Source organism: Ruegeria sp. CDSA077, from assembly GCF_059612265.1.
This window is the reverse complement of the sequence record NZ_JBXWQG010000012.1, coordinates 37,831-58,975: the sequence shown is the minus strand read 5'-3', so window position 1 is coordinate 58,975 and position 21,145 is coordinate 37,831. Positions and strand designations below refer to the sequence as shown.

20 protein-coding genes are annotated in these 21,145 nt (G+C 56.8%); 9 read left to right on the top strand and 11 right to left on the bottom strand.

Features of this window, described 5'->3' with window-relative positions; translation table 11 throughout:
- Positions 1 to 65 precede the first annotated feature (65 nt).
- Positions 66 to 395 (top strand): Hpt domain-containing protein, encoded by a 330-nt coding sequence (locus tag AC2FLE_RS17885; RefSeq protein WP_496698713.1) that lies wholly within the window; start codon positions 66 to 68, stop codon positions 393 to 395.
- A 124-nt stretch (positions 396 to 519) separates the two neighbouring features.
- On the opposite strand, the gene ilvA is transcribed toward AC2FLE_RS17885, so the two are convergent.
- Complete coding sequence (gene ilvA, locus AC2FLE_RS17880; protein WP_496698712.1) at positions 520 to 1,746, bottom strand: threonine ammonia-lyase IlvA; 1,227 nt, start codon at positions 1,744 to 1,746, stop codon at positions 520 to 522.
- Positions 1,747 to 1,803: 57 nt separating this feature from the next.
- Positions 1,804 to 2,565, bottom strand: coding sequence for a hypothetical protein (locus AC2FLE_RS17875; RefSeq protein WP_496698711.1), 762 nt, complete (start codon positions 2,563 to 2,565; stop codon positions 1,804 to 1,806).
- 141 nt (positions 2,566 to 2,706) lie between these two features.
- On the opposite strand from AC2FLE_RS17875, the gene AC2FLE_RS17870 reads away from it, so the two are divergent.
- The 3 genes from AC2FLE_RS17870 (at position 2,707) to msrA (ending at position 5,130) form a co-directional block, all read left to right on the top strand.
- Positions 2,707 to 3,933: an argininosuccinate synthase gene (locus AC2FLE_RS17870; RefSeq protein WP_142637390.1), complete on the top strand. Its 1,227-nt coding sequence runs from the start codon at positions 2,707 to 2,709 to the stop codon at positions 3,931 to 3,933.
- A 147-nt stretch (positions 3,934 to 4,080) separates the two neighbouring features.
- Positions 4,081 to 4,362: an SCP2 sterol-binding domain-containing protein gene (locus AC2FLE_RS17865; RefSeq protein ID WP_496698709.1), complete on the top strand. Its 282-nt coding sequence runs from the start codon at positions 4,081 to 4,083 to the stop codon at positions 4,360 to 4,362.
- 96 nt (positions 4,363 to 4,458) lie between these two features.
- A complete protein-coding gene (gene msrA, locus AC2FLE_RS17860) occupies positions 4,459 to 5,130 on the top strand; it encodes a peptide-methionine (S)-S-oxide reductase MsrA (protein WP_496698707.1) in 672 nt (223 codons plus the stop codon).
- On the opposite strand, the gene AC2FLE_RS17855 is transcribed toward msrA, so the two are convergent.
- Together AC2FLE_RS17855 and AC2FLE_RS17850 are read right to left on the bottom strand one after the other, a co-directional pair.
- Positions 5,127 to 5,996, bottom strand: a complete 870-nt coding sequence (locus tag AC2FLE_RS17855; RefSeq protein WP_496690211.1) for a ribokinase — start codon at positions 5,994 to 5,996, stop codon at positions 5,127 to 5,129. The two genes, msrA and AC2FLE_RS17855, sit on opposite strands and share 4 nt — an antisense overlap.
- 3 nt (positions 5,997 to 5,999) lie before the next feature.
- Positions 6,000 to 8,255 carry an NADP-dependent malic enzyme gene (locus AC2FLE_RS17850; protein ID WP_496698705.1) on the bottom strand — a complete coding sequence of 752 codons (2,256 nt, stop codon included), beginning with the start codon at positions 8,253 to 8,255 and terminating at the stop codon, positions 6,000 to 6,002.
- A 160-nt stretch (positions 8,256 to 8,415) separates the two neighbouring features.
- On the opposite strand from AC2FLE_RS17850, the gene mutS reads away from it, so the two are divergent.
- Positions 8,416 to 11,028: a DNA mismatch repair protein MutS gene (gene mutS, locus AC2FLE_RS17845; protein ID WP_496698762.1), complete on the top strand. Its 2,613-nt coding sequence runs from the start codon at positions 8,416 to 8,418 to the stop codon at positions 11,026 to 11,028.
- A 32-nt stretch (positions 11,029 to 11,060) separates the two neighbouring features.
- Here the strand turns inward: mutS and AC2FLE_RS17840 are convergent, their stop codons facing one another.
- Together AC2FLE_RS17840 and hrcA are read right to left on the bottom strand one after the other, a co-directional pair.
- Positions 11,061 to 11,624 carry a nucleotide exchange factor GrpE gene (locus AC2FLE_RS17840; protein ID WP_496698703.1) on the bottom strand — a complete coding sequence of 188 codons (564 nt, stop codon included), beginning with the start codon at positions 11,622 to 11,624 and terminating at the stop codon, positions 11,061 to 11,063.
- A 10-nt stretch (positions 11,625 to 11,634) separates the two neighbouring features.
- Positions 11,635 to 12,699: a heat-inducible transcriptional repressor HrcA gene (gene hrcA / locus AC2FLE_RS17835; RefSeq protein WP_496698701.1), complete on the bottom strand. Its 1,065-nt coding sequence runs from the start codon at positions 12,697 to 12,699 to the stop codon at positions 11,635 to 11,637.
- A 112-nt stretch (positions 12,700 to 12,811) separates the two neighbouring features.
- On the opposite strand from hrcA, the gene rph reads away from it, so the two are divergent.
- Genes rph through AC2FLE_RS17815 form a run of 4 tightly spaced genes read left to right on the top strand, consistent with a single transcriptional unit; the run spans position 12,812 to position 15,637 of the window.
- Positions 12,812 to 13,525: a ribonuclease PH gene (gene rph, locus AC2FLE_RS17830; protein WP_496698700.1), complete on the top strand. Its 714-nt coding sequence runs from the start codon at positions 12,812 to 12,814 to the stop codon at positions 13,523 to 13,525.
- The gene (gene rdgB, locus AC2FLE_RS17825) at positions 13,522 to 14,136 is read left to right on the top strand and encodes an RdgB/HAM1 family non-canonical purine NTP pyrophosphatase (RefSeq protein WP_496698698.1); all 615 of its coding nucleotides are present in this window, start codon (positions 13,522 to 13,524) and stop codon (positions 14,134 to 14,136) included. Before rph ends, rdgB begins: the two co-directional genes overlap by 4 nt.
- Positions 14,126 to 15,280 (top strand): radical SAM family heme chaperone HemW, encoded by a 1,155-nt coding sequence (gene hemW / locus AC2FLE_RS17820; RefSeq protein ID WP_496698697.1) that lies wholly within the window; start codon positions 14,126 to 14,128, stop codon positions 15,278 to 15,280. The genes rdgB and hemW overlap by 11 nt, the downstream gene beginning before the upstream one ends.
- A gap of 3 nt (positions 15,281 to 15,283) precedes the next feature.
- Positions 15,284 to 15,637, top strand: a complete 354-nt coding sequence (locus AC2FLE_RS17815) for a YbaN family protein (RefSeq protein WP_496698695.1) — start codon at positions 15,284 to 15,286, stop codon at positions 15,635 to 15,637.
- Here the strand turns inward: AC2FLE_RS17815 and AC2FLE_RS17810 are convergent.
- Genes AC2FLE_RS17810 through mnmE form a run of 5 tightly spaced genes read right to left on the bottom strand, consistent with a single transcriptional unit; the run spans position 15,627 to position 21,117 of the window.
- Positions 15,627 to 16,523, bottom strand: a complete 897-nt coding sequence (locus tag AC2FLE_RS17810; protein WP_142637412.1) for a ParB/RepB/Spo0J family partition protein — start codon at positions 16,521 to 16,523, stop codon at positions 15,627 to 15,629. The genes AC2FLE_RS17815 and AC2FLE_RS17810 overlap by 11 nt on opposite strands.
- 19 nt (positions 16,524 to 16,542) lie before the next feature.
- A complete protein-coding gene (locus AC2FLE_RS17805) occupies positions 16,543 to 17,346 on the bottom strand; it encodes a ParA family protein (protein ID WP_142637414.1) in 804 nt (267 codons plus the stop codon).
- Positions 17,339 to 17,953 carry a 16S rRNA (guanine(527)-N(7))-methyltransferase RsmG gene (gene rsmG, locus AC2FLE_RS17800; protein ID WP_496698693.1) on the bottom strand — a complete coding sequence of 205 codons (615 nt, stop codon included), beginning with the start codon at positions 17,951 to 17,953 and terminating at the stop codon, positions 17,339 to 17,341. The genes AC2FLE_RS17805 and rsmG overlap by 8 nt, the downstream gene beginning before the upstream one ends.
- Complete coding sequence (mnmG, locus tag AC2FLE_RS17795; protein ID WP_496698691.1) at positions 17,950 to 19,818, bottom strand: tRNA uridine-5-carboxymethylaminomethyl(34) synthesis enzyme MnmG; 1,869 nt, start codon at positions 19,816 to 19,818, stop codon at positions 17,950 to 17,952. The genes rsmG and mnmG overlap by 4 nt, the downstream gene beginning before the upstream one ends.
- Positions 19,819 to 19,830: 12 nt before the next feature.
- Positions 19,831 to 21,117 (bottom strand): tRNA uridine-5-carboxymethylaminomethyl(34) synthesis GTPase MnmE, encoded by a 1,287-nt coding sequence (gene mnmE, locus AC2FLE_RS17790; protein WP_496698689.1) that lies wholly within the window; start codon positions 21,115 to 21,117, stop codon positions 19,831 to 19,833.
- Positions 21,118 to 21,145 lie beyond the last annotated feature (28 nt).

Sequence of the window (21,145 nt, the reverse complement as noted above, 5' to 3'; positions counted from 1 at the left end):
CCATCTTAACCACGGATTTACCAACGGCCTGTAGTGATAGTCGGGTCGTTATCTTTAGGGAAAGGATGGCCATGATCGACTGGTCCAGGGTCAGACAGCTGCGGGACGAGGTCGGCGCCGACGAGTTTGACGAGGTAGTGGAAATCTTTCTCGATGAGGTGCAACAAGGCCTGGAGCATTTGCAGGGCGATGATGATCGGTCTGACTTCGAACAGAATCTACACTCCTTGAAGGGCAGCGCGCTTAGTCTGGGATTCAGGACATTGGCCAGGCTCTGCCAGGATGGTGAGCGCCATTCGGCACAGGGTCAGGCCGCAACCGTCGATATCGCCGAAATAGTCGGCACATTTCGGACCTCAGCAACGGAGTTTCAGGCAGGATTGAACGAGCTCTGAGCGGCGCCGTACAGGCAGCAAGCAGGTAACTAGCGATGGGTGACAACCCGGCCCTGTATATTGTCTGTTTCAGGCGCAGTTGATCTATCACTGCGACAGACAACATTGCAGTCTGGTCATTTGCTCAGATCACAAACTGGGCGAGGGTCTCGTCCTCGGTGATATCCGTAAAAGTGAACCCGGCTTCATCCAGATGCGCGAACAGACGGGCAAAGTTTTCGGGCTTGCGGGTTTCGATACCAATCAGAACCGAGCCGAAGTTACGTGCCGATTTCTTCATGTATTCAAACCGCGCAATGTCATCCTCGGGGCCAAGGATGTTCAGGAACTCTTTCAATGCGCCAGGGCGCTGTGGCAGGCGCAGGATAAAGTATTTCTTCACCCCCAGATAGCGCTGCGCGCGTTCCTTGACCTCGGGCAGACGTTCGAAATCGAAGTTGCCGCCAGAGGTTACGCAGACAACGGTTTTCCCTCGGATAAAACTCTGAATATCGCTCAGCGCCTCAATCGCGAGGGCCCCGGCGGGTTCCAGGACGATGCCCTCGACATTCAGCATCTCGATCATGGTTGTGCAGATTCGGTCTTCGGACAGGACCAGAGCATCCGACAGATGACGGGATTTCAGCAATTCGAACGGTTTTTCACCGATCCGACCAACCGCAGCACCGTCAACGAAATTGTCCACCTGATCCAATGCCACCGGATGTCCTGCTGCCATTGCCGCGTGCAGACAGGCACCGCCTCTGGGTTCCACAAACAGGCAATGGGTTCGATCGCCAAACCACGTAGCCACGCCCGCAGACATGCCGCCACCGCCTACTGGCAAAAGGATGTGGTCCGGTAACCCACCCAACTGCGCTTCGATCTCAACCGCAAGCGAGGCTTGCCCTTCGATCACATCAACATCGTCAAAGGGCGACAGAAAATGGCCGCCCTGTTCGGTGCACCACGCCTGGGCGGCGGCCAACGTGTCATCGAAATAGTCGCCGGTCAGATGAATCTCGATATTGTCGCCGCCGAAGATACGAGTTTTCTGGATTTTCTGCTGCGGCGTCGTCACGGGCATGAAGATCACACCCTTCACATCCATGTGCTTGCACATAAAGGCCACGCCCTGCGCATGATTTCCCGCGCTGGCGCAGACAAACAGGTTCTGCCCCTGCTGTTTGCGCATGGCGTTGAACGCACCGCGGATCTTGTAGGACCGCACCGGGCTGAGGTCCTCACGTTTCAGCCAGATATCGGCCCCGAAACGATCAGACAGATGGGCATTGCGCTGCAGAGGCGTCACCGGAAACACAGAGCGCATCGCCTGTTCGGCAGCGCGGGCGCGGGTCATGAAATCACTCATGCCGGTTTCCCTGCCCCATCATCGCTGAAAGAGCAAGGAATACATATGTGTACGAGTTCAGGTCAGCTGGCGCTTTTCAACGAACACGCCGTACATGGTGGTCAAGATACTGACATTGATCAGCGGCAAAACCAGAACCCCAAAGAACAGTGAGAGCAAAACACCCAGAACCGGGATGAAAGCGAGCGCTGTAAAGACCAACTGGACCACGACCTGGAACACAAAGCTTACAAGCAAAAGAACGATGATCGCACCACCCGCACCGGCGGTGTTGTTCCAAGCTTGCCCAAGCGTCAACGGTTGCCCAATCGCTGCTGCGGGCAGGATTATGGACAAACGGTAGAAGCAGATGATGAGGAAGACGACAATGACAATGACAAACACAACTGACAATGCTCCACCACCCAGCGCTGAAAGTACCACGCCCGCCGGCAGGAACGCGATAGCCATCAGGATACCCAACAGAAGAACCCGCCCGAAATAGGCCAGAATTCTATCGAACCGGAAGGTTGGGAATATACCTCTTGGATATTCTTCAAGCAGGACAAAGCGGTGCCACGACACCACAATCCAGAACATCGTCACAAATATCACGGCCATAAAGCCCACCAGAAAGCCAATCACCGATCCGCTCGAAACGCCTGCAGGCAACTCTCCGGTGGTTGTATTGAGTTGATCCAGCGGAACGTCCAATACAAAAAACAGGGCGACAATCACCGCTGTCGCAACCAAAGATGGCCCGAAGGTAATCTGCAAAACCTGTTTGAGATTCCCAAAAACCATCCGCACCGAATGTGCAAAAATCTTCCAACCCAACATCTGAAATCTATCCCTTCAACCAATCCTTGTTTTCTTTCCTTCTGTTTCACCCCAAATCCCGACCTGCGTCAACGCAGATAACTTGCCCCCGCGTTCAAAACCCGCTAGGGGCCAGTCGTTCTACGCATAAAGGGAAGTCAGATGTCCGCGCCCAAGAAAGTTGTTCTGGCCTATTCCGGTGGCCTTGATACCTCGATCATCCTGAAATGGCTGCAGACCGAGTATGGTTGTGAGGTCGTAACCTTCACCGCCGATCTGGGTCAGGGCGAGGAGTTGGAGCCCGCCCGCAAGAAGGCCGAGCTGCTGGGGATCAAGCCCGAAAACATCTATATTGAGGACATCCGCGAGGAATTCGTCCGCGATTTCGTCTTTCCGATGTTCCGCGCGAATGCGCAGTATGAGGGCCTGTACCTGCTGGGCACCTCGATTGCGCGCCCGTTGATCTCGAAACGTCTGGTCGAGATTGCCGAGGCGACCGGAGCGGATGCCGTATCTCATGGTGCGACCGGTAAGGGCAACGATCAGGTGCGGTTCGAACTGGCCGCTTACGCGCTGAACCCTGACATCAAGGTGATTGCCCCGTGGCGCGAGTGGGACTTGTCCAGCCGCACCAAGCTGCTGGAATTTGCCGAGGCCAACCAGATTCCGATCGCCAAGGACAAACGTGGCGAGGCGCCGTTCTCGGTTGATGCCAACCTGCTGCACACCTCATCCGAGGGCAAGGTTCTGGAAGACCCCGCCGATATGGCGCCCGATTACGTCTATCAGCGCACGGTCCACCCCGAGGACGCGCCGAATAAACCAGAATTCATCGAGATCGGGTTCGAAAAAGGTGACGCGGTCAGCATCAATGGCGAGGCGATGAGCCCGGCCACCATCCTGACCAAGCTGAACGAATATGGCGGCAAGCACGGCATTGGCCGTCTGGACCTGGTTGAAGGCCGGTTCGTGGGCATGAAATCCCGCGGTATCTATGAAACACCGGGCGGCACAATCCTGTTGGAAGCACACCGTGGCATCGAATCCATCACCATGGATCGGGGCGCGATGCATCTGAAGGACCAGCTGATGCCTCAATATGCAGAGCTGATCTATAACGGCTTCTGGTACTCGCCCGAGCGCGAGATGCTGCAGGCCGCGATCGACAAATCTCAGGATCATGTCACCGGCACCGTGCGCGTGAAGCTGTACAAAGGTCTGGCATCGACCGTTGGCCGCTGGTCGGAACACTCGCTGTATTCCGAGGCGCACGTGACCTTCGAAGAGGATGCTGGTGCCTACGATCAGAAAGACGCTGCGGGATTCATCCAACTGAACGCCCTGCGCTTGAAACTTCTGGCAGCACGCGACAAACGCCTATCGAAGTAAGACAGCTGAGATTTTGACCTGAAGACCCGGCAGCCCCTCAGGATGCCGGGTTTTTTATGCGCCCATTTTTGCCACCTCCCGTCAGGTCACTCTTGCTCCACCGCAGGATATGTCTTTACCCAAGTCACAACACTGAAAGGATGGGGCATGTTGCAGGATATCGCAGAAGGTATTCAGAACGGTCTGAATGGCAAAAACTTCGATGGGTCGTTGAAATTCGATTGCGGCGATGACGGTGTGATCGTTCTGGCCGACAATCAGGCGACGACGCAGGATCAGGACACGGATTGCACCATCCGTATCTCGCAAGAGAACCTGACCAAGCTGTTGACCGGCAAGCTGAACCCGATGACCGGTATTGCCATGGGCAAGCTCAAGATCTCGGGCAATATGGGTGTGGCGATGAAGCTGGGGCAGTTGCTGGGCTAAGGCGATAAACTCGTCTCACCAGCGCGTGAGAACAGATGTCAGCGCGTTGCGCCTGAGGTTTTCCCAAGGCAGTCTGATCATGGAAGGAGACCCACCATGATCCGAACCACATATCTTGATGCAGTCAAGCCATGGCTTTTGTTCGCGTTGATCCTCATCGTCGCAATGCTGCGCGCCGCCCCTGCACCCGCTGCCGGGACCGAAACGCTGACTGTGGCCGGGGGATGTTTCTGGTGCGTTGAATCCGATTTCGAATCCGTGCCGGGCGTGATTCAGGCGGTCTCGGGCTATACCGGCGGCGCAACGGCGGACCCGACCTATGGCGAGGTGTCCAAAGGCGGCACAGGCCATTACGAGGCGGTTCAGATTACCTTTGACCCGGCCCGTGTTTCCCGTGAAACCCTGCTGAACCTGTTTTTCCGCTCGGTCGACCCTACGGATGCGGGCGGACAGTTCTGCGACCGGGGAGAGAGTTACCGCACAGCGATTTTTGTCTCTAATACAGGCGAAAAGGCGTTGGCCGAGGCTGCAAAATCCAAAGCGCAGAACGTCCTGCGTCAAACGATTGTCACCCCGATCCTGCAACAGGACCGGTTTTACCCGGCCGAAGCCTATCATCAGGATTACTATAAGGGCGAAAAACTGGTCTTTACGCGGTTCGGTCCCAAACGCCAGCGCAACGCCTATAAGGCCTATCGCAAAGCCTGCGGTCGCGACGCCCGCGTCAAACAGCTGTGGGGCAGTGACGCGCCCTTTGCCGGGTCTTAATCAAAGCGCGCTTCGCGCACTTCTTTCAGATCAGGAATGACATCCGCCGTACCGTGCCGTGTCACCATCAACGCGGCAGCCCGGTTTGCCTGCAATATTGCCTGCTCCATCGGCATGCCACGATCCATTCCTGCCAGAACGTAACCTGTGAACGTATCGCCCGCACCAGTTGTGTCCACCGCCTGAACCTTGTGAGCCAAAAAATCCGAGGTCGTCCCCTTATGATGATATCGCGCGCCCTTTGATCCGAGGGTCACAATGACATGCTCTATCCCCAACTCGGACAGGCCCTGTCCGGTTGCCTGCCGCAGCTGCTCGGCCTCGACTTCATTTAGGATCAGGAAATCCAGATACGGAAGAACCGCCCGCACTGCATCGGCTTGAAAAGGGGCCGCCGCGTAACAGACAGTCAGCCCCATTTCGCGGCCCATTTTTGCGGCTTCAACCTGCAAGTTGGTTTCGTTTTGCGTCACAATCAGATCACCCTGATCCGCCGATGACAGCGCCTGGCCCAGTTGATCTGACGTAATTGCATGATTCGCGCCTTGAAACAGGATGATGTTGTTTTCACCCTCGGCGTCTACGGCGATAATGGCGTGCCCGGTAGGATCTGAAACCTCGGCAATCCACCGGGTATCGACGCCATATTCGGTCAGCCTGTCACGCGCCCAGCGCCCGTCGGGCCCTATGGCCCCAATATGCGCCACCCGCGCGCCGGCCCGCGCGCCGGCGACGGACATATTCGCGCCCTTGCCGCCCAGAAACCGATCCAAACGGTTGGCCGAAAGCGTCTCACCCGCGCCCGGCAGGTGTGGCACATCATAAATCATGTCTGCGTTGATCGAGCCTAGATTCCAGATTGTCATGGCTTAACCAATATCGCAGGAGGCCAAAATGGCCATGTTCAGAATGTCATTGGCCGTCGATATGGTCGAACAGATCTGAATCGGCTTGTCGATGCCCGACAAGATCGGGCCGATCACCGTGGCCCCACCCATTTCCTGCATCAACTTGGTCGAGATCGAGGCCGAATGCCGTGCTGGGACAATCAGGATATTCGCCGGTCCGGTCAGGCGCTGGAACGGATAGTTTGCCTGCTGGTCGACATTCAGCGCCACGTCCACCGTCATTTCACCTTCGTATTCGAAATCTACGCCACGCTGATCCAGAACGGCAGGAGCGCGGTGCATCTTTTCGGCCCGCTCCGACACCGGGTAGCCAAACGTCGAAAAGCTGACAAAGGCAACGCGCGGCTCCAGCCCCATATGGCGGGCAACGGCTGCTGAGCGCTCGGCGATATTGGCCAGATCGTTTTCGTCCGGCCATTCATGGACTAGAGTGTCGCCGATCAGCACGATCCGCCCCTTGTGCAACAGCGCCGTCACACCCGCCGCGCCACGGGCCGCATCTGCGTCGAACACATGGTTGATCCGATCCAGCACATGCGCCGATTTACGCGTCGCGCCCGAGACCAAACCGTCGCCATGCCCATGCGCCAGCATCAGCGATGAAAACACATGCCGGTCGCGCGCGGCAAGTCGATGAATATCCTTTCGATCAAAGCCTTTACGCTGCAGGCGATCGTACAAAAAATCAGAATAGGTATCGAGATGCGCAGTGTTGGCGGCATTCACGATCTCCAGCTCACGCACAGCATCGCCCAGCCCGGCCTCTTCCAGCTTTTGCTTGACGTCATCCGGGCGGCCTACGACCAGCGCCTTACCAAAGCCCGAGCGTTGATACATCACCGCAGCCCGCAGCACACGCGGATCGTCGCCCTCGGCAAAGATCATTCGGCTTTGCGCCTGACGGGCCCGCGCGTTCAGGCCGCGCAGAATGCTGGCGGTCGGATCCATGCGGGATTTCAGGCTCAGCTCATACGCGTCCATGTCGATAATCGGGCGCCGCGCCGCGCCGGTATCCATCCCAGCCCGCGCAACGGCGGGCGGAATGCGGTGAATCAGGCGCGGATCGAAAGGTGTCGGGATAATATAATCGCGCCCAAAGGTCAGCGACTTACCATAGGCCATCGCGACCTCATCCGGGACATCTTCGCGCGCGAGGTTGGCCAGGGCGTGGGCACAGGCAATTTTCATCTCGTCATTGATGGCGCGGGCGTGGATATCCAGCGCACCGCGGAACAGGTAGGGAAAGCCCAACACGTTGTTGACCTGGTTCGGATAATCGCTGCGCCCTGTGGCGACGATGGCATCTACGCGCACCTCATGCGCCTCTTCCGGTGTGATCTCGGGGTCGGGGTTTGCCATCGCAAAAATCACCGGGTTATCGGCCATGCTGGCTACCATATCTTGCGTCACAGCCCCTTTGACCGACACGCCCAGAAAGACGTCTGCGCCTTTCATGGCGTCTTCCAGCGTACGCAGATCCGTGGTGATCGCATGGGCCGATTTCCACTGGTTCATGCCCTCGGTCCGGCCCTGATAGATCACGCCTTTGGTGTCACACACGATGCAGTTTTCATGCCGCGCGCCCATGGACTTGAGCAGTTCGATACACGCTATCCCAGCAGCCCCAGCACCGTTCAGAACAATCTTCACATCTTCAATCTTCTTGCCCGAGATACGCAGCGCATTCAGCAGGCCCGCTGCACAGATCACCGCCGTGCCATGCTGATCATCGTGGAAGACGGGGATATCCATTTCTTCCTTCAGGCGCTGTTCGATGATGAAACACTCGGGCGCCTTGATGTCTTCCAGATTGATGCCACCAAAGGTCGGGCCCATCAGACGCACGGCGCGGCAGAACTCATCCGGGTCTTCGGTGTCCAGCTCGATATCGATCGAGTTTACGTCAGCGAAACGCTTGAACAGGACTGACTTGCCCTCCATCACCGGTTTTGAGCCCAGCGCGCCCAGATTACCAAGACCCAAAACCGCCGTCCCATTTGAAATCACGGCGACCAGATTTCCCTTGTTGGTATAGTCATAGGCCGTTTCTGGATTTTCCGCGATTGCTTCACATGGAACAGCCACGCCGGGGCTGTAGGCCAGCGACAGGTCGCGCTGCGTGGTCATGGGAACGGTGGCTTGTACCTCCCACTTGCCAGGAGTTGGATCCAGGTGAAAGGCCAGCGCCTCTTCGTTGGTGATCTTCGCTTTGGGCATTTGATACGTCGTTTCTCTGCAACTACGGGGCTTCTGCCTCATAGCGCAGGCACGCGCGCGCCTCAACGAGAATACTTTTGCCTTTCGCACCAGATGGCGGATTTGTAAGGTCGCGACCGAACGCCGTCAAAAGGGATCAGCCTTGTCCACAGTCACGCCGATGATGGCGCAATATCTCGAAATCAAAGAGGCCCATGCCGACGCCCTTCTGTTTTACCGGATGGGCGATTTCTACGAGATGTTTTTCGAGGATGCCGTCAACGCCGCCGAGGCGCTGGACATCGCCCTGACCAAACGCGGCAAGCACAACGACGCCGACATCCCGATGTGCGGTGTGCCGGTCCATGCCGCCGAAGGATACCTGCTGACGCTGATCCGAAAAGGCTTTCGCGTGGCCGTTTGCGAGCAGATGGAAAGCCCGGCTGAGGCCAAGAAGAGAGGCTCTAAATCAGTGGTAAAGCGCGGTGTTGTCCGACTGGTGACACCCGGAACACTGACCGAGGACGCGCTGCTAGAGGCACGCCGCCACAACTTTCTGGCCTGTTATGCCGAGGTGAGGGATGAAGCGGCGCTTGCCTGGGCCGATATCTCAACCGGGGCGTTTCACGTGATGCCTTTGACCTCTGTACGCCTAAGCCCTGAACTGGCCCGGCTGGCCCCGTCGGAACTGATCGTGGCGGACGGGGCCGAACAGGTCCTGCACGAACCTGCCCGCGATCTGGGCATCTCGCTGACGCCCATTGGCCGCGCCAGTTTCGACAGCACGGCGGCTGAAAAGCGCATCTGCGCTCTGTTTCACGTGGGCGCGCTGGACGCGTTTGGAAATTTTGGCCGGGCCGAAGTGTCCGCTATGGGCGCATTGGTTGACTATTTGGAGATCACGCAAAAAGGCAAATTGCCCCTGCTGCAAACGCCGCTGAAAGAATCCGAGGACCGCGTAGTGCAAATCGACGCCGCAACGCGCCGCAATCTGGAGCTGACCCGGTCGCTGTCTGGCGGGCGCGCCGGATCGCTTTTGTCGGTGGTTGACCGTACGGTGACGCCAGGTGGCGCGCGGCTGTTGGAACAGCGCCTGTCCAGCCCCTCACGCAATCTGGATGTGATCCACGGGCGGTTGGATGCGGTAAGTTTTGCAGCCGATGACAGCCTGATCGCCCAAGATCTGCGCGATGCCTTGCGCAAAACCCCCGATTTGGACCGCGCCTTGTCGCGCCTGTCGCTAGATCGCGGCGGTCCTCGCGATCTGGCCGCCATCCGCAACGGGCTGGCGCAGGCCGCAACCATCGCCGAACTGTGCAATGCCGGAGATCTGCCGGTATTGCTGGCAACTGCGGTGCAAAACCTGACAGGGTTTGATGATCTGCTGACCCTGCTGGATGAGGCGCTTGTGGCCGAACCGCCCCTGATGGCGCGCGATGGCGGCTTCATTGCCCCCGGCTATGATGTGGAACTGGATGAAGCCCGGACCCTGCGCGACGAAGGTCGATCCGTCATCGCCGGGTTTCAGCAGAAATACTCCGAGCACACCGGCATCACCTCGCTGAAGATCAAACATAACAACGTGCTGGGCTATTTCATCGAAACCACGGCCACCCATGCCGAGAAGATGTTGAACCCGCCGTACTCCGAAACCTATATCCACCGGCAAACCACGGCCAATCAGGTGCGGTTCACGACAGTAGAACTGTCCGAGATCGAAACCCGTATCCTGAACGCCGGAAATCATGCTTTGGAAATCGAAAAGCGGCTCTATCAAAGGCTTTCTGATGAGATTCTTACCCGTGCTGCGCAACTGAACCAAGCCGCGCGCGGGCTGGCAGAACTGGACCTAACCACTGCGCTGGCCGATCTGGCACGGGGCGAGAGCTGGTGTCGCCCGCAGGTCGATGCCTCTCGTGCCTTTGATATTCAGGGCGGGCGGCATCCGGTTGTTGAACATGCGCTGCGCCAACAAAGCGGTGACGCGTTTATCGCCAATGATTGTGATCTCAGCGCGGAAGATGGTGCTGCAATCTGGTTGCTGACCGGCCCCAACATGGCGGGTAAATCAACCTTCCTGCGGCAGAATGCGCTGATCGCCCTGCTTGCACAGATGGGCAGCTATGTTCCAGCCGAACAAGCCTATATCGGTGTGGTCAGCCAGCTGTTCAGCCGTGTCGGGGCATCTGACGATCTGGCCAGGGGTCGGTCGACCTTTATGGTTGAAATGGTCGAAACCGCCGCCATCCTCAATCAAGCCGACGATCATGCGCTGGTCATTCTGGATGAAATCGGACGCGGGACGGCCACCTATGACGGGCTTTCCATCGCCTGGGCCACGCTCGAACATCTGCACGCCGCCAATAAATGTCGCGCGCTGTTTGCAACGCATTATCACGAGCTGACCGCGCTGGCCGGAAATCTGGAAGGTGTCGACAACGCCACCGTTGCGGTCAAGGAATGGGAGGGCGAGGTGATCTTTTTGCACGAGGTTCACAAAGGCGCCGCAGACCGGTCCTATGGTGTCCAGGTGGCGCAACTGGCTGGCCTGCCGGCATCCGTTGTCGAACGTGCCCGCGTTGTGCTGGACCAGCTGGAGAAAACCGAACGCGAAGGCGGCAAGCAAAAGGCTTTGATCGACGATCTGCCGCTGTTCTCGGCTGCCCCGCCGCCACCGCCTCCCCCAAAAGCTTCACCCGTTGCGGATATGTTGGGTGAGATCTTGCCGGATGAGCTTAGCCCGCGCGAGGCATTGGACCTGATCTATAAACTGAAAGAGGCGGCCAGATCCTGACCGCCTCAATAATTGATTGATATCTTAGGTGCTTAGCTTGCCGGCGTGGACGACACACCCACCTGCGCGGGGCGCAAGAGCCGGTCGTACAGCATAAAGCCTTCTGCAGATACCTGGATGATGTCACCAGCGCGTGTTCCGGGCACGGGGGCCTCGAACATCGCCTCATGCACATTGGGGTCAAACCGATCGCCAACTTCTGGCGTGATCACCTGAATCCCGTGTTTCTGAAACACGTTCTTCAGTGCGCGCATGGTCAGTTCAACACCTTCCAGCAAAGCGCCTGCGACCTCTTTTTGCTCGTCGGTTGCGGCCTCAAGCGCGCGTTTCATATTGTCATAGACCGGCAGCATGTCACGAGCCAGTTTCGAGCCGCCATACTGTTCGGCATCGCGCCGAGCCTTGTCGCCGCGCTTGCGCGCGTTTTCCGCATCGGCCAATGCACGCATGAATTTGTCTTTGTAGTCGTCGCGCTCGGCGCGCAGCTCATCCAGCTCCAGCGCTTCATCGCTGATCTCAGCAAATTCATCAGCCAGTTCTTCGGCCTCGGCCGTTGCGATATCGTCCAGAAAATCTTCGTTCTTGGGCTCTGCCATCTCTTACCCTCTAGCTCCGGTCGGATATCAGTTTGCCGACCAGTTGCGCCGTATAATCCACGATCGGCACGATCCGTCCATAATTCAGACGTGTGGGCCCGATGACCCCAACCGCACCGATTATCTTACGATCAGCGTTCATATATGGAGACACCACCAAAGAGGAACCCGAAAGTGAGAAAAGTTTGTTCTCAGACCCGATAAAAATGCGTACACCTTCGCCTTCTTCGGTCAATTCCAGAAATTCGGCGATGTCGCGCTTGCGTTCGAGGTCGTCAAACAGGGTGCGAATGCGCTCCAACTCATCTGCTTCGCCGCGTTCACCCAGCAGATTCGCCCGCCCTCGGACGATCAAACGGGCCGAGTCGCCATCATCCCCGTCCCATGCGGCCATGCCGCTTTCGACCATTTCTCGGGCCAACACGTCAATTTCCTGCTTGCGCGCATCTATCTGGGTCAGCATCTGACGGCGGACTTCGCTGATTGTGCGGCCCTCGATCAGAGCGTTCAGAAAATTCGCCGCTTCCCGCATCGAGCTGGGCGTTTGCCCGGGTGGCGGCTTGAACAGCCGGTTTTCCACCTGACCGTCGGAAAAGACCAAAACCACCAGGGCCCTGTCATGCCCAAGCGACACAAATTCGATATGTTTGATTTCCGCTTCGTGTTTCGGCGTCAAAACCAGCGAGGCCCCTTGTGTCACGTGTGACAAGGCCGCGCCGACACGATCAAGCATCCCGCCGACATCCCCCGAGTTAGCGCCCAGTGTGTCGTCCAGCTTCTGCCGGTCATCCGCGCCCAGATCACCGACCTCCAGCAATCCGTCCACGAACATCCGTAACCCGTGTTGCGTTGGAATCCGCCCCGCACTGACATGAGGGCTGTCGAGCAGGCCCAGAAACTCAAGATCCTGCATCACATTGCGAACCGTCGCCGCACTGACTTTTTCCGACAAAGTACGCGTCAGGGTACGGCTGCCGACAGGCTCACCGCTATCCAGATAGCTTTCGACGATCAGCCGAAACACCTCGCGCGACCGGTCATTCATCTCGTTCAGAATTTTGCTTGCGTCACTCATCGGCAATCCTCTGCTGGATGGCCATTAAATAGCAGGTAGGCGAAAGGTCAATCAGGGTTGCATCCTGACGCTGCTGGGCGGTATCCCCAAACCAGCAAACAAAGGAATTCCCATGCGACCCTCAGGACGTGATCTAAACGAAATGCGCGCCGTTTCAATCGAAACGGGATTTACCAAACATGCCGAAGGTTCCTGCCTGATTAAGATGGGCGATACCCATGTATTGTGCACTGCCACGATCGAAGATCGCGTGCCACCGTTCATCAAGGGTTCGGGCCTGGGCTGGGTTACCGCTGAATACGGCATGCTGCCCCGTGCGACCAATACACGGATGCGGCGCGAGGCTGCCAGCGGTAAGCAGGGTGGTCGTACCGTGGAAATCCAGCGTTTGATCGGCCGTGCCCTGCGTGCAGGTGTCGATCGGGTTGCCTTGGGTGAACGCCAGATCACCGTCGACTGCGATGTGATCCAGGCCGATGGTGGCACCCGATGTGCCTCGATCACAGGCGGTTGGGTTGCGCTGCGTCTTGCGGTCAACAAGCTGATGAAAACGGGTGACGTGATCTCGGACCCGCTGGTTGACCCGGTTGCAGCCGTGTCCTGCGGTATCTACGCCGGTCAACCGGTGCTGGATCTGGATTACCCCGAAGACAGCGAAGCCGGCGTGGACGGCAACTTTATCATGACCGGGTCCGGCAAATTGGTCGAAGTTCAAATGAGCGCCGAAGGCTCGGTCTTTAGCCGCGTTCAGATGGATCAACTAATGGATCTGGCTGAACAGGGCGTTAGTGAACTGGCTGCTGCGCAAAAGGCCGCCACCGCATGACCCGCAAGTTCGACGGCGACAGGTTGCTGGTGGCCACGCATAACAAAGGCAAGCTTGAGGAGATGGCACATCTGCTTGAACCCTTTGGCGTCACTGTTATCGGTGCCGCGGACATGGACCTGCCTGAACCGGAAGAGACCGAGGATACATTCGTCGGCAATGCCCGGATCAAGGCCCATGCCGCCGCCAAAGCCACCGGCCTTCCTGCCCTGTCGGACGATTCCGGGATCACCATCGACGCGCTTGACGGGGCGCCGGGCGTCTACACCGCCGATTGGGCAGAAACCGGCAATGGCCGCGATTTCCTGGTGGCGATGACACGCGCACATGGGGAGCTTGAGGCGAAGAACGCTGCCCATCCCCGCACCGCACAATTTCGTTGCACGCTGGTTTTGGCCTGGCCCGACGGGCATGATGAGGTGTTCGAAGGCATCGCCCCCGGTCACTTGATCTGGCCCATTCGCGGTGCGGACGGCTTTGGTTATGATCCAATGTTTGTGCCCGAGGGTCATGACATTACCTTTGCCGAGATGGATCGCTGGGAAAAGAACAAGATCAGCCATCGCGGTCGCGCGGTTGAGATGTTCGTGAAAGGCTGTTTTGGCGGATGATTGGCGCAATGGGGGCTTTGGCCTGTATGTGCATTGGCCCTTTTGCGAGGCCAAATGCCCCTATTGCGATTTCAACAGCCATGTTTCCAAAAATATTGATCAAAAACAATGGCTTGATGCATATCTGGTCGAGCTGCGCCGTAGCGCTTCCGAAACCCCCAACCGTGTCCTGAACACCATCTTCTTTGGCGGCGGCACCCCGTCTCTGATGGATCCCGAAACCGTCGCCGCAGTGATTGATACCGCCCGCGCCCTTTGGCACCCCGCCAATGACATGGAAATCACACTTGAAGCCAATCCCGGCTCGGTCGAGGCGGGACGGTTCGCTGCCTACCGAGAAGCAGGCGTCAACCGTATCTCGATGGGGGTACAGGCGCTGAATGATGACGATCTGCGCCGGTTGGGCCGCATTCACAGCGTGGCCGAAGCGCGGGCTGCTTATGACATAGCCCGTCATTGTTTTGAACGGGTCAGCTTTGACCTGATCTATGCGCGGCAACATCAAACCCTTGATGCCTGGCGCGCAGAGTTGACCGAAGCCCTGTCGATGGCGGTCGATCACCTGTCGCTGTACCAACTGACCATAGAAGACGGAACCGCCTTTGGTGATCGCTATGCCGTGGGCAAGCTACGCGGCCTGCCCTTGGATGATAGCGCCGCCGATATGTATCTGGCCACGCAAGAAATCTGCGAGGCTCATGGTCTGCCCGCCTATGAGGTATCGAACCACGCCCGCCCCGGCGCGGAATCACAGCACAATCTGATCTATTGGCGCTATGGTGACTATGTCGGCATTGGCCCCGGCGCCCATGGGCGGATCACCCAGAATGGCCAGAAATACGCGACTGAAACCTATCTGAATCCGCAACGGTGGTTGGATGCGGCTTCCTGTGGTAGCGGAGAGAAAGAACGCGCCGCATTGTCGCGTGAAGATCAGGCAAGTGAATACCTTATGATGGGTCTTAGAGTTTCCGACGGGCTAGATATAGATAGATATATGGGAATATCAGGCCACCCCTTACCACAAGACCCATTGGGCCATCTTCAGGATATCGGCATGGTTCAAATGCTGGATGGTAGACTGATGGCTACAACCGACGGGCGGGCCGTCTTGAACGCCGTGATCCGCGAACTTTTGGGGTAGACCATGCAATATCTGTGGGCAGGGCTTGGATTGTTATGTGTCGGGCTGGCCGCTGTTGGGGTGGTACTTCCCCTACTACCAACGGTTCCATTTCTGCTACTCGCCGCCTTCTTCTTTGCCCGCTCGTCTTCACGGCTGCATAGCTGGCTGATAACGCACCGACTGTTTGGCCCAATGATCGTCGATTGGCAGAGTTCGGGTGCGATTCGTCCGGCCGCAAAAAAGGCGGCCACCCTGTCGGTCGCCGCCGTATTTGGATTATCGGTCATGATGTCTGCGCCGTCTCATGTCCTGATCATCCAGGCGATTGTACTTGGCGGCGTGATGATATTTATCTGGACCCGCCCTAGCGGCTGAGCTTGGAACAAAGATCATCCAGTTGATCCAGGTTCTCATAGGTCAGGACCACCTGCCCCGTTTCCGAGCCCGCTTTGTGATTGATCGCCACTTTCATCGCCAGAATCGCGGAAAGATCCTTTTCCAGCGCCCGGGTATCCGCATCTTTACCCGCATTCAGATCCCGAGACCTTGGTGCCGGTCGGGCCGCATCCCCCTGCTGTTGCTTCTTCACCAGCGCTTCCGTTGCCCGCACCGACAGCCCGTCTTTGACAATTTGCTTTGCAAGGTCCGAGGCATTCTCGGCCGTGATCAGCGTCCGTGCATGGCCAGCCGATAATTTTCCTTCTATTACAAGGGTTTGTACATCCATTGGCAGGGACAACAGGCGCAGCAAATTGGCAATATGACTGCGGCTTTTGCCCAATGCTTCAGCCAGCTTTTCTTGCGTATGACCAAAGCGGTCCATCAGCTGCTTATAGCCGGCCGCCTCTTCCACCGCATTCAAATCCGCGCGCTGAATGTTTTCGATAATGGCGACTTCCAGAACCTCAGTGTCATCAAAATCGCGAACGATAACGGGGATATCATGCAACTGCGCCATTTGCGCCGCGCGCCAGCGGCGTTCACCCGCGACGATTTCATAATCGCCTTCGGCAATCTCGCGGACGATCAGCGGCTGAATGATCCCCTTCTCTTTGACCGAAGCGGCAAGCTCATCCAGATGCTCCCGGGCAAAGGTGCGGCGCGGCTGATTTGGGTTTGCGTGAAGCTTTTCGATTGGAATCGTCAGGTCCGGCCGCCGTGAATCAGTTGGCACGCGTCCCTGGGGCTCTTGTGTGACATCTGCCATCAACGCCGAAAGCCCGCGACCCAACCCTCTTGGTTTTGATTTTCTGGCTGTCACAGGGTCCTCCTAGTACCGCTCAGACTGCGGTTTTATTGTTCTTATGCATGACTTCCCGGGCCAAATGCCGATAGGCCATCGCGCCCAGAGACCCCGAGTCATATTGCAAAACCGGCAACGCGTATGACGGAGCCTCACTGACCCGCACATTTCTGGGTATTTTGGTTTTAAATACCATCTCACCCAGATTGTCACGTGCGTCTTTTTCGACCTGACGGGACAAGTTGTTGCGGTTGTCATACATAGTCAGCACAACACCTTCGATTCTGAGGTCTGGATTCGCAGTCTGTCGCACCTCGCGAATGGTCAGCATGAGCTGGGACAAACCCTCTAATGCGAAGAACTCACTTTGCAATGGCACCAGTACGGAATGCGCTGCGACCATCGCGTTTACCGTCAGAAGATTCAGCGATGGCGGACAGTCAATCAGGACGAAATCCAGATCGTACTTATCAATAGCAGTCTGGCGTAACGCATCATGCAGTAAATAGCTGCGTTTTTCGTTCGAAATCAGTTCAATATCGGCGGAACTGAGGTCTACCGTAGCGGGGACAACGAGAATGCCTTCAATCTCCGAGTCCTGAACGACCGCATCCAAAGGCGCATCATCCAGAATCAGGTCATAAGTTGTCCAATCTCGATCCTCGACACCTAAACCGGTTGAAGCATTCCCCTGTGGATCCAGATCAACCACTAAAACCCTGCATCCGGCCTCGGCCAGGCCTGCTGCCAAGTTTATGGCTGTTGTCGTCTTCCCAACCCCGCCCTTCTGGTTGGCTACCGCTATGATCCGGGGGCCTGAGGGACGAGATAGATCAACCACGTGATACTCCTTTGACCTTGAGGATGACGGCTTGGGGCTCTGTTAAACTTGTAATCGGATCACAGGTGAAATTCCATTCTTCCTGCGCATCCTGCACCTCTTTTTTCCAGCTTACACCTTTCGGCAACAAAGCGACGCCAGAATCGCCTAAATGTCTGTCACAAAAAGATAATAATACCCCGAGATCTGCCAAGGCGCGGGCAGACAAAACATCTGCATTCAGGGGGTCCACCGCTTCAATGCGTTTCGCCACCACTTTACAGTTTGCACCACATTCCCGGGATACATTGCGTAAAAACGCAGATTTTCGCTGATCGCTTTCAACAAAGGTGAATTTTGCGTCTGGCGATTCTTCGATCGCCATAATTGCACAGACCATACCGGGAAACCCACCACCACTTCCAATATCAACCCAATGCGAAAAGTTCTCGGCACATCGAAAAACCTGAACGGAATCCAAAATGTGCCGTGTCCAGATTTCGGACAAGCTTTTGCGCGATACAAGGTTGATTTTCGGGTTCCAGCGCTCGACAAGGGCAACATATGTTGCCAGTCGATCAAATGTTTCACGTGAAACATTCAGACCGTCAAACAGCTCTTCCTTCATGCTTTGCGCACCCTCTGATCTCGGCGAAGCTTGGCCAACACCAGAGTCAGCGCTGCCGGCGTCACACCCTCTATCCGGCTTGCCTGCGCTACATTCTCAGGACGGGCGTTGGACAACTTCTGCTTCATCTCTGACGACAGCCCATCCAATGCGAAGAAGTCAAAATCACGCGGAATCTCATAGGCTTCATCGCGTTTCATCGCTTCGACATCACGTCTTTGCCGCTCGATATAATTCGCATACAGCGCATCGCGTTCCACTTGCTGCCGAATGCCTGAATCAACGTCCTGCAACTCAGGAATCAAGGGAACAAGGTCTTCAAAGCTCACATCAGGAAAGGCCAAAATCGCCATACCATCGCGGCGATTGCCATCCTGATTGACCTCGATACCAGCTTCTCGCACTTCTTTCGGAGTATAGGTATGATCTGTGAGCTTCTTTTTCGCAGCCCCCAACTTCTCCATCTTTTCAGAGAAGTGCGTGCTGCGTGTCTCGCTTACGCAACCTAGGCGTAGGCCAATAGGTGTCAGTCGTTGGTCGGCATTATCGGCGCGCAAAGACAATCTAAACTCTGCCCGTGAGGTAAACATCCGATAAGGTTCTGCCACTCCGCGAGTGGTCAGGTCATCGACCATGACACCAATATAGCTGTCGGAACGCGTGAAATGGATTGGATCCCGACCCAATACCTGAAGGGCAGCATTGAGGCCAGCCACCATTCCCTGAGCTGCAGCTTCCTCATATCCTGTGGTGCCGTTAATCTGACCCGCAAGATATAGTCCTGGCGCCTCAGGCAACGACAGTGATGATGTCAGAACGCGAGGATCTACGTAGTCATATTCGATGGCGTAGCCAGGTTGGAGGATCTCTGCCTTTTCCAGCCCCTTAATGGATCTGACATAATCGACCTGAACATCCTGTGGCAGTGAGGTAGAAATTCCATTCGGATAGATTGTGTGATCATTCACACCTTCTGGCTCGAGGAAAATCTGATGAGATTCCTTATCCGCAAACCGCACAATCTTATCTTCGATCGAAGGGCAATATCTGGGGCCTATACCGTCAATATGTCCCCCATACATCGCCGATCTGGAAAGATTCTTTTCAATGATCTCATGTGTTCTGGCATTGGTATGCGTAATCCCGCAAGAAATCTGCGGTGCCACCACCCCCATCGAAAGGAATGAGAACAGCGTAGGTTCATCATCGCCGTCCTGACGTTCGAGACCTGACCAATCAATCGTCCGACCATCCAGCCGGGGTGGTGTCCCCGTTTTCAAGCGTCCTAGCGGCAGGTTAAGGCTATCCAAACGCTCGGCCAGCTTTACCGAGGGACGATCCCCCATACGTCCGCCAGGGCGCGATACGTCACCAATGTGAATAACGCCTCGCAAAAATGTCCCAGACGTCAGGATCACAGCGCCGGCCCGTATTTCAGACTCATCCGCCAATCGAATTCCGGTAACAGCAGGTCCATTCACCAGGAAATCTGTCACCTCGCCGACTACGACGCTGAGGTTCGGCTGTGCCGTGGTTTCTCGCTGCATCGCAGCTCGGTACAAAGCCCTGTCTGCCTGCGTTCTGGGCCCCTGCACAGCGGGGCCTTTACGGCGGTTCAGTAAACGAAACTGAATTCCCGCCTGGTCTGCGACGCGCCCCATCACCCCGTCCAACGCGTCAATTTCGCGGACAAGATGCCCTTTGCCGAGGCCCCCAATAGCGGGGTTACAGGACATTACGCCGATATCAGTGGCCGACAGAGTCACAAGGGCGGTAGTCGCACCCATCCGGGCGGCCGCATGGGCCGCCTCTGTTCCGGCGTGGCCCGCTCCGATAACGACGACGTCAAAATCCGAATGTTTCACGTGAAACACTCCTTACTTTCCCAGGCAGAAGCTTGAGAATATTTCATCCAACAAGTCTTCTACACCAATTCTGCCAACCAGAGCTTCCAAAGCGCGGATCGCGGTCCTCAGTTCCTCGGCTGCAATATCATACAGGTCGGGACCTGATTCCAGAACAGCGATTGCAGCACTAAGTGCGTCGCGCGCTGTGATCAGCGCTATACGATGCCTTTCACGCGTGGCGATACCATGGGTAGTAGTACGATCACCCAAAACACGCGATATGTTGGAAATCAACCGATCCACACCCTGCCCGGTTTTCCCGGAGATTCCCTCATCAGAACTGTTTCTCAGATCGGACTTCGGAAGAACCTGAATATCTCCTTCCAACATCTGAACGCCCAGCTCTTTTGGATCATCAGTCAGAAATACGCGCAGGTCGGCGGCCTCGGCGCGCTTTTTGGCCCGCTCAATTCCCAGGCTTTCGACGTGATCGTCGGTTTCCCGCAAGCCCGCTGTATCCAACAAAGTAACGGGAAGTCCCTCAAGGTCCATTCGAACTTCAATCACATCGCGCGTTGTTCCGGCATATTCCGACGTGATCGCTGCATCGCGACCGGCCAGAGCATTCAGCAATGTCGACTTTCCGGCATTTGGCAAGCCAACAATCGCAACCTCGAACCCGGTTCGAATGCGTTCTGCAATACGAACCCCTTCAGCTTCACGTTGTAGATCTGCAATGACATCCGTGATCAACTGGCGCACTTCAGGGGTAACATCGGTTGGCACCTCTTCATCGGCAAAATCAATCACTGCCTCAAGCAGCGATGCGGCGCGGATCAAATCGCGCCGCCAGCGTTCAGCCAAATTCCCAAGCTCTCCGGCCAGAATGATCTGTGCCTGCTTGCGTTGAGCCTCTGTCTCAGCGTCGATCAGATCGGCAAGGCCCTCGACCTGTGTCAAATCCATTTTGCCGTTTTCCAAGGCACGGCGGGTGAATTCCCCGGGATCGGCCAGGCGCAAACCGTCCATGTCCGCAAGGCAGCGCATGACGGCGTTGACCGCCGCTGTACTGCCGTGAATCTGTAGCTCTGCCACGTCTTCGCCAGTAAAGCTGGCCGGGGCCTGGAAGGTCAGAACTACCCCATCATCCAGGCGCGATCCGTCTTTGCCATACAGGCTGCGCACCCGCATCCCGCGGGAGGGCAAAGCAGCACCGGAAAGAGCAGCCGCGGCAGGATGCGCCAAGGGGCCCGAGAGACGGATGACCGCCACCCCTGCCTTGCCTTGTGCGCTGGCCAAGGCGAATATCGTATCCATTCGACCGCCTCGCTTGCGTCCAGGACCT

What these genes read in the sequence shown, in the direction of transcription:
- AC2FLE_RS17885 (WP_496698713.1), top strand. Translation starts at nt 66, where the DNA reads ATGGCCATGATCGACTGGTCCAGGGTCAGACAGCTGCGGGACGAGGTC.
- ilvA (WP_496698712.1), bottom strand. Translation starts at nt 1,746, where the DNA reads ATGAGTGATTTCATGACCCGCGCCCGCGCTGCCGAACAGGCGATGCGC.
- AC2FLE_RS17875 (WP_496698711.1), bottom strand. Translation starts at nt 2,565, where the DNA reads ATGTTGGGTTGGAAGATTTTTGCACATTCGGTGCGGATGGTTTTTGGG.
- AC2FLE_RS17870 (WP_142637390.1), top strand. Translation starts at nt 2,707, where the DNA reads ATGTCCGCGCCCAAGAAAGTTGTTCTGGCCTATTCCGGTGGCCTTGAT.
- AC2FLE_RS17865 (WP_496698709.1), top strand. Translation starts at nt 4,081, where the DNA reads ATGTTGCAGGATATCGCAGAAGGTATTCAGAACGGTCTGAATGGCAAA.
- msrA (WP_496698707.1), top strand. Translation starts at nt 4,459, where the DNA reads ATGATCCGAACCACATATCTTGATGCAGTCAAGCCATGGCTTTTGTTC.
- AC2FLE_RS17855 (WP_496690211.1), bottom strand. Translation starts at nt 5,996, where the DNA reads ATGACAATCTGGAATCTAGGCTCGATCAACGCAGACATGATTTATGAT.
- AC2FLE_RS17850 (WP_496698705.1), bottom strand. Translation starts at nt 8,255, where the DNA reads ATGCCCAAAGCGAAGATCACCAACGAAGAGGCGCTGGCCTTTCACCTG.
- mutS (WP_496698762.1), top strand. Translation starts at nt 8,416, where the DNA reads ATGATGGCGCAATATCTCGAAATCAAAGAGGCCCATGCCGACGCCCTT.
- AC2FLE_RS17840 (WP_496698703.1), bottom strand. Translation starts at nt 11,624, where the DNA reads ATGGCAGAGCCCAAGAACGAAGATTTTCTGGACGATATCGCAACGGCC.
- hrcA (WP_496698701.1), bottom strand. Translation starts at nt 12,699, where the DNA reads ATGAGTGACGCAAGCAAAATTCTGAACGAGATGAATGACCGGTCGCGC.
- rph (WP_496698700.1), top strand. Translation starts at nt 12,812, where the DNA reads ATGCGACCCTCAGGACGTGATCTAAACGAAATGCGCGCCGTTTCAATC.
- rdgB (WP_496698698.1), top strand. Translation starts at nt 13,522, where the DNA reads ATGACCCGCAAGTTCGACGGCGACAGGTTGCTGGTGGCCACGCATAAC.
- AC2FLE_RS17815 (WP_496698695.1), top strand. Translation starts at nt 15,284, where the DNA reads ATGCAATATCTGTGGGCAGGGCTTGGATTGTTATGTGTCGGGCTGGCC.
- rsmG (WP_496698693.1), bottom strand. Translation starts at nt 17,953, where the DNA reads ATGAAGGAAGAGCTGTTTGACGGTCTGAATGTTTCACGTGAAACATTT.
- mnmE (WP_496698689.1), bottom strand. Translation starts at nt 21,117, where the DNA reads ATGGATACGATATTCGCCTTGGCCAGCGCACAAGGCAAGGCAGGGGTG.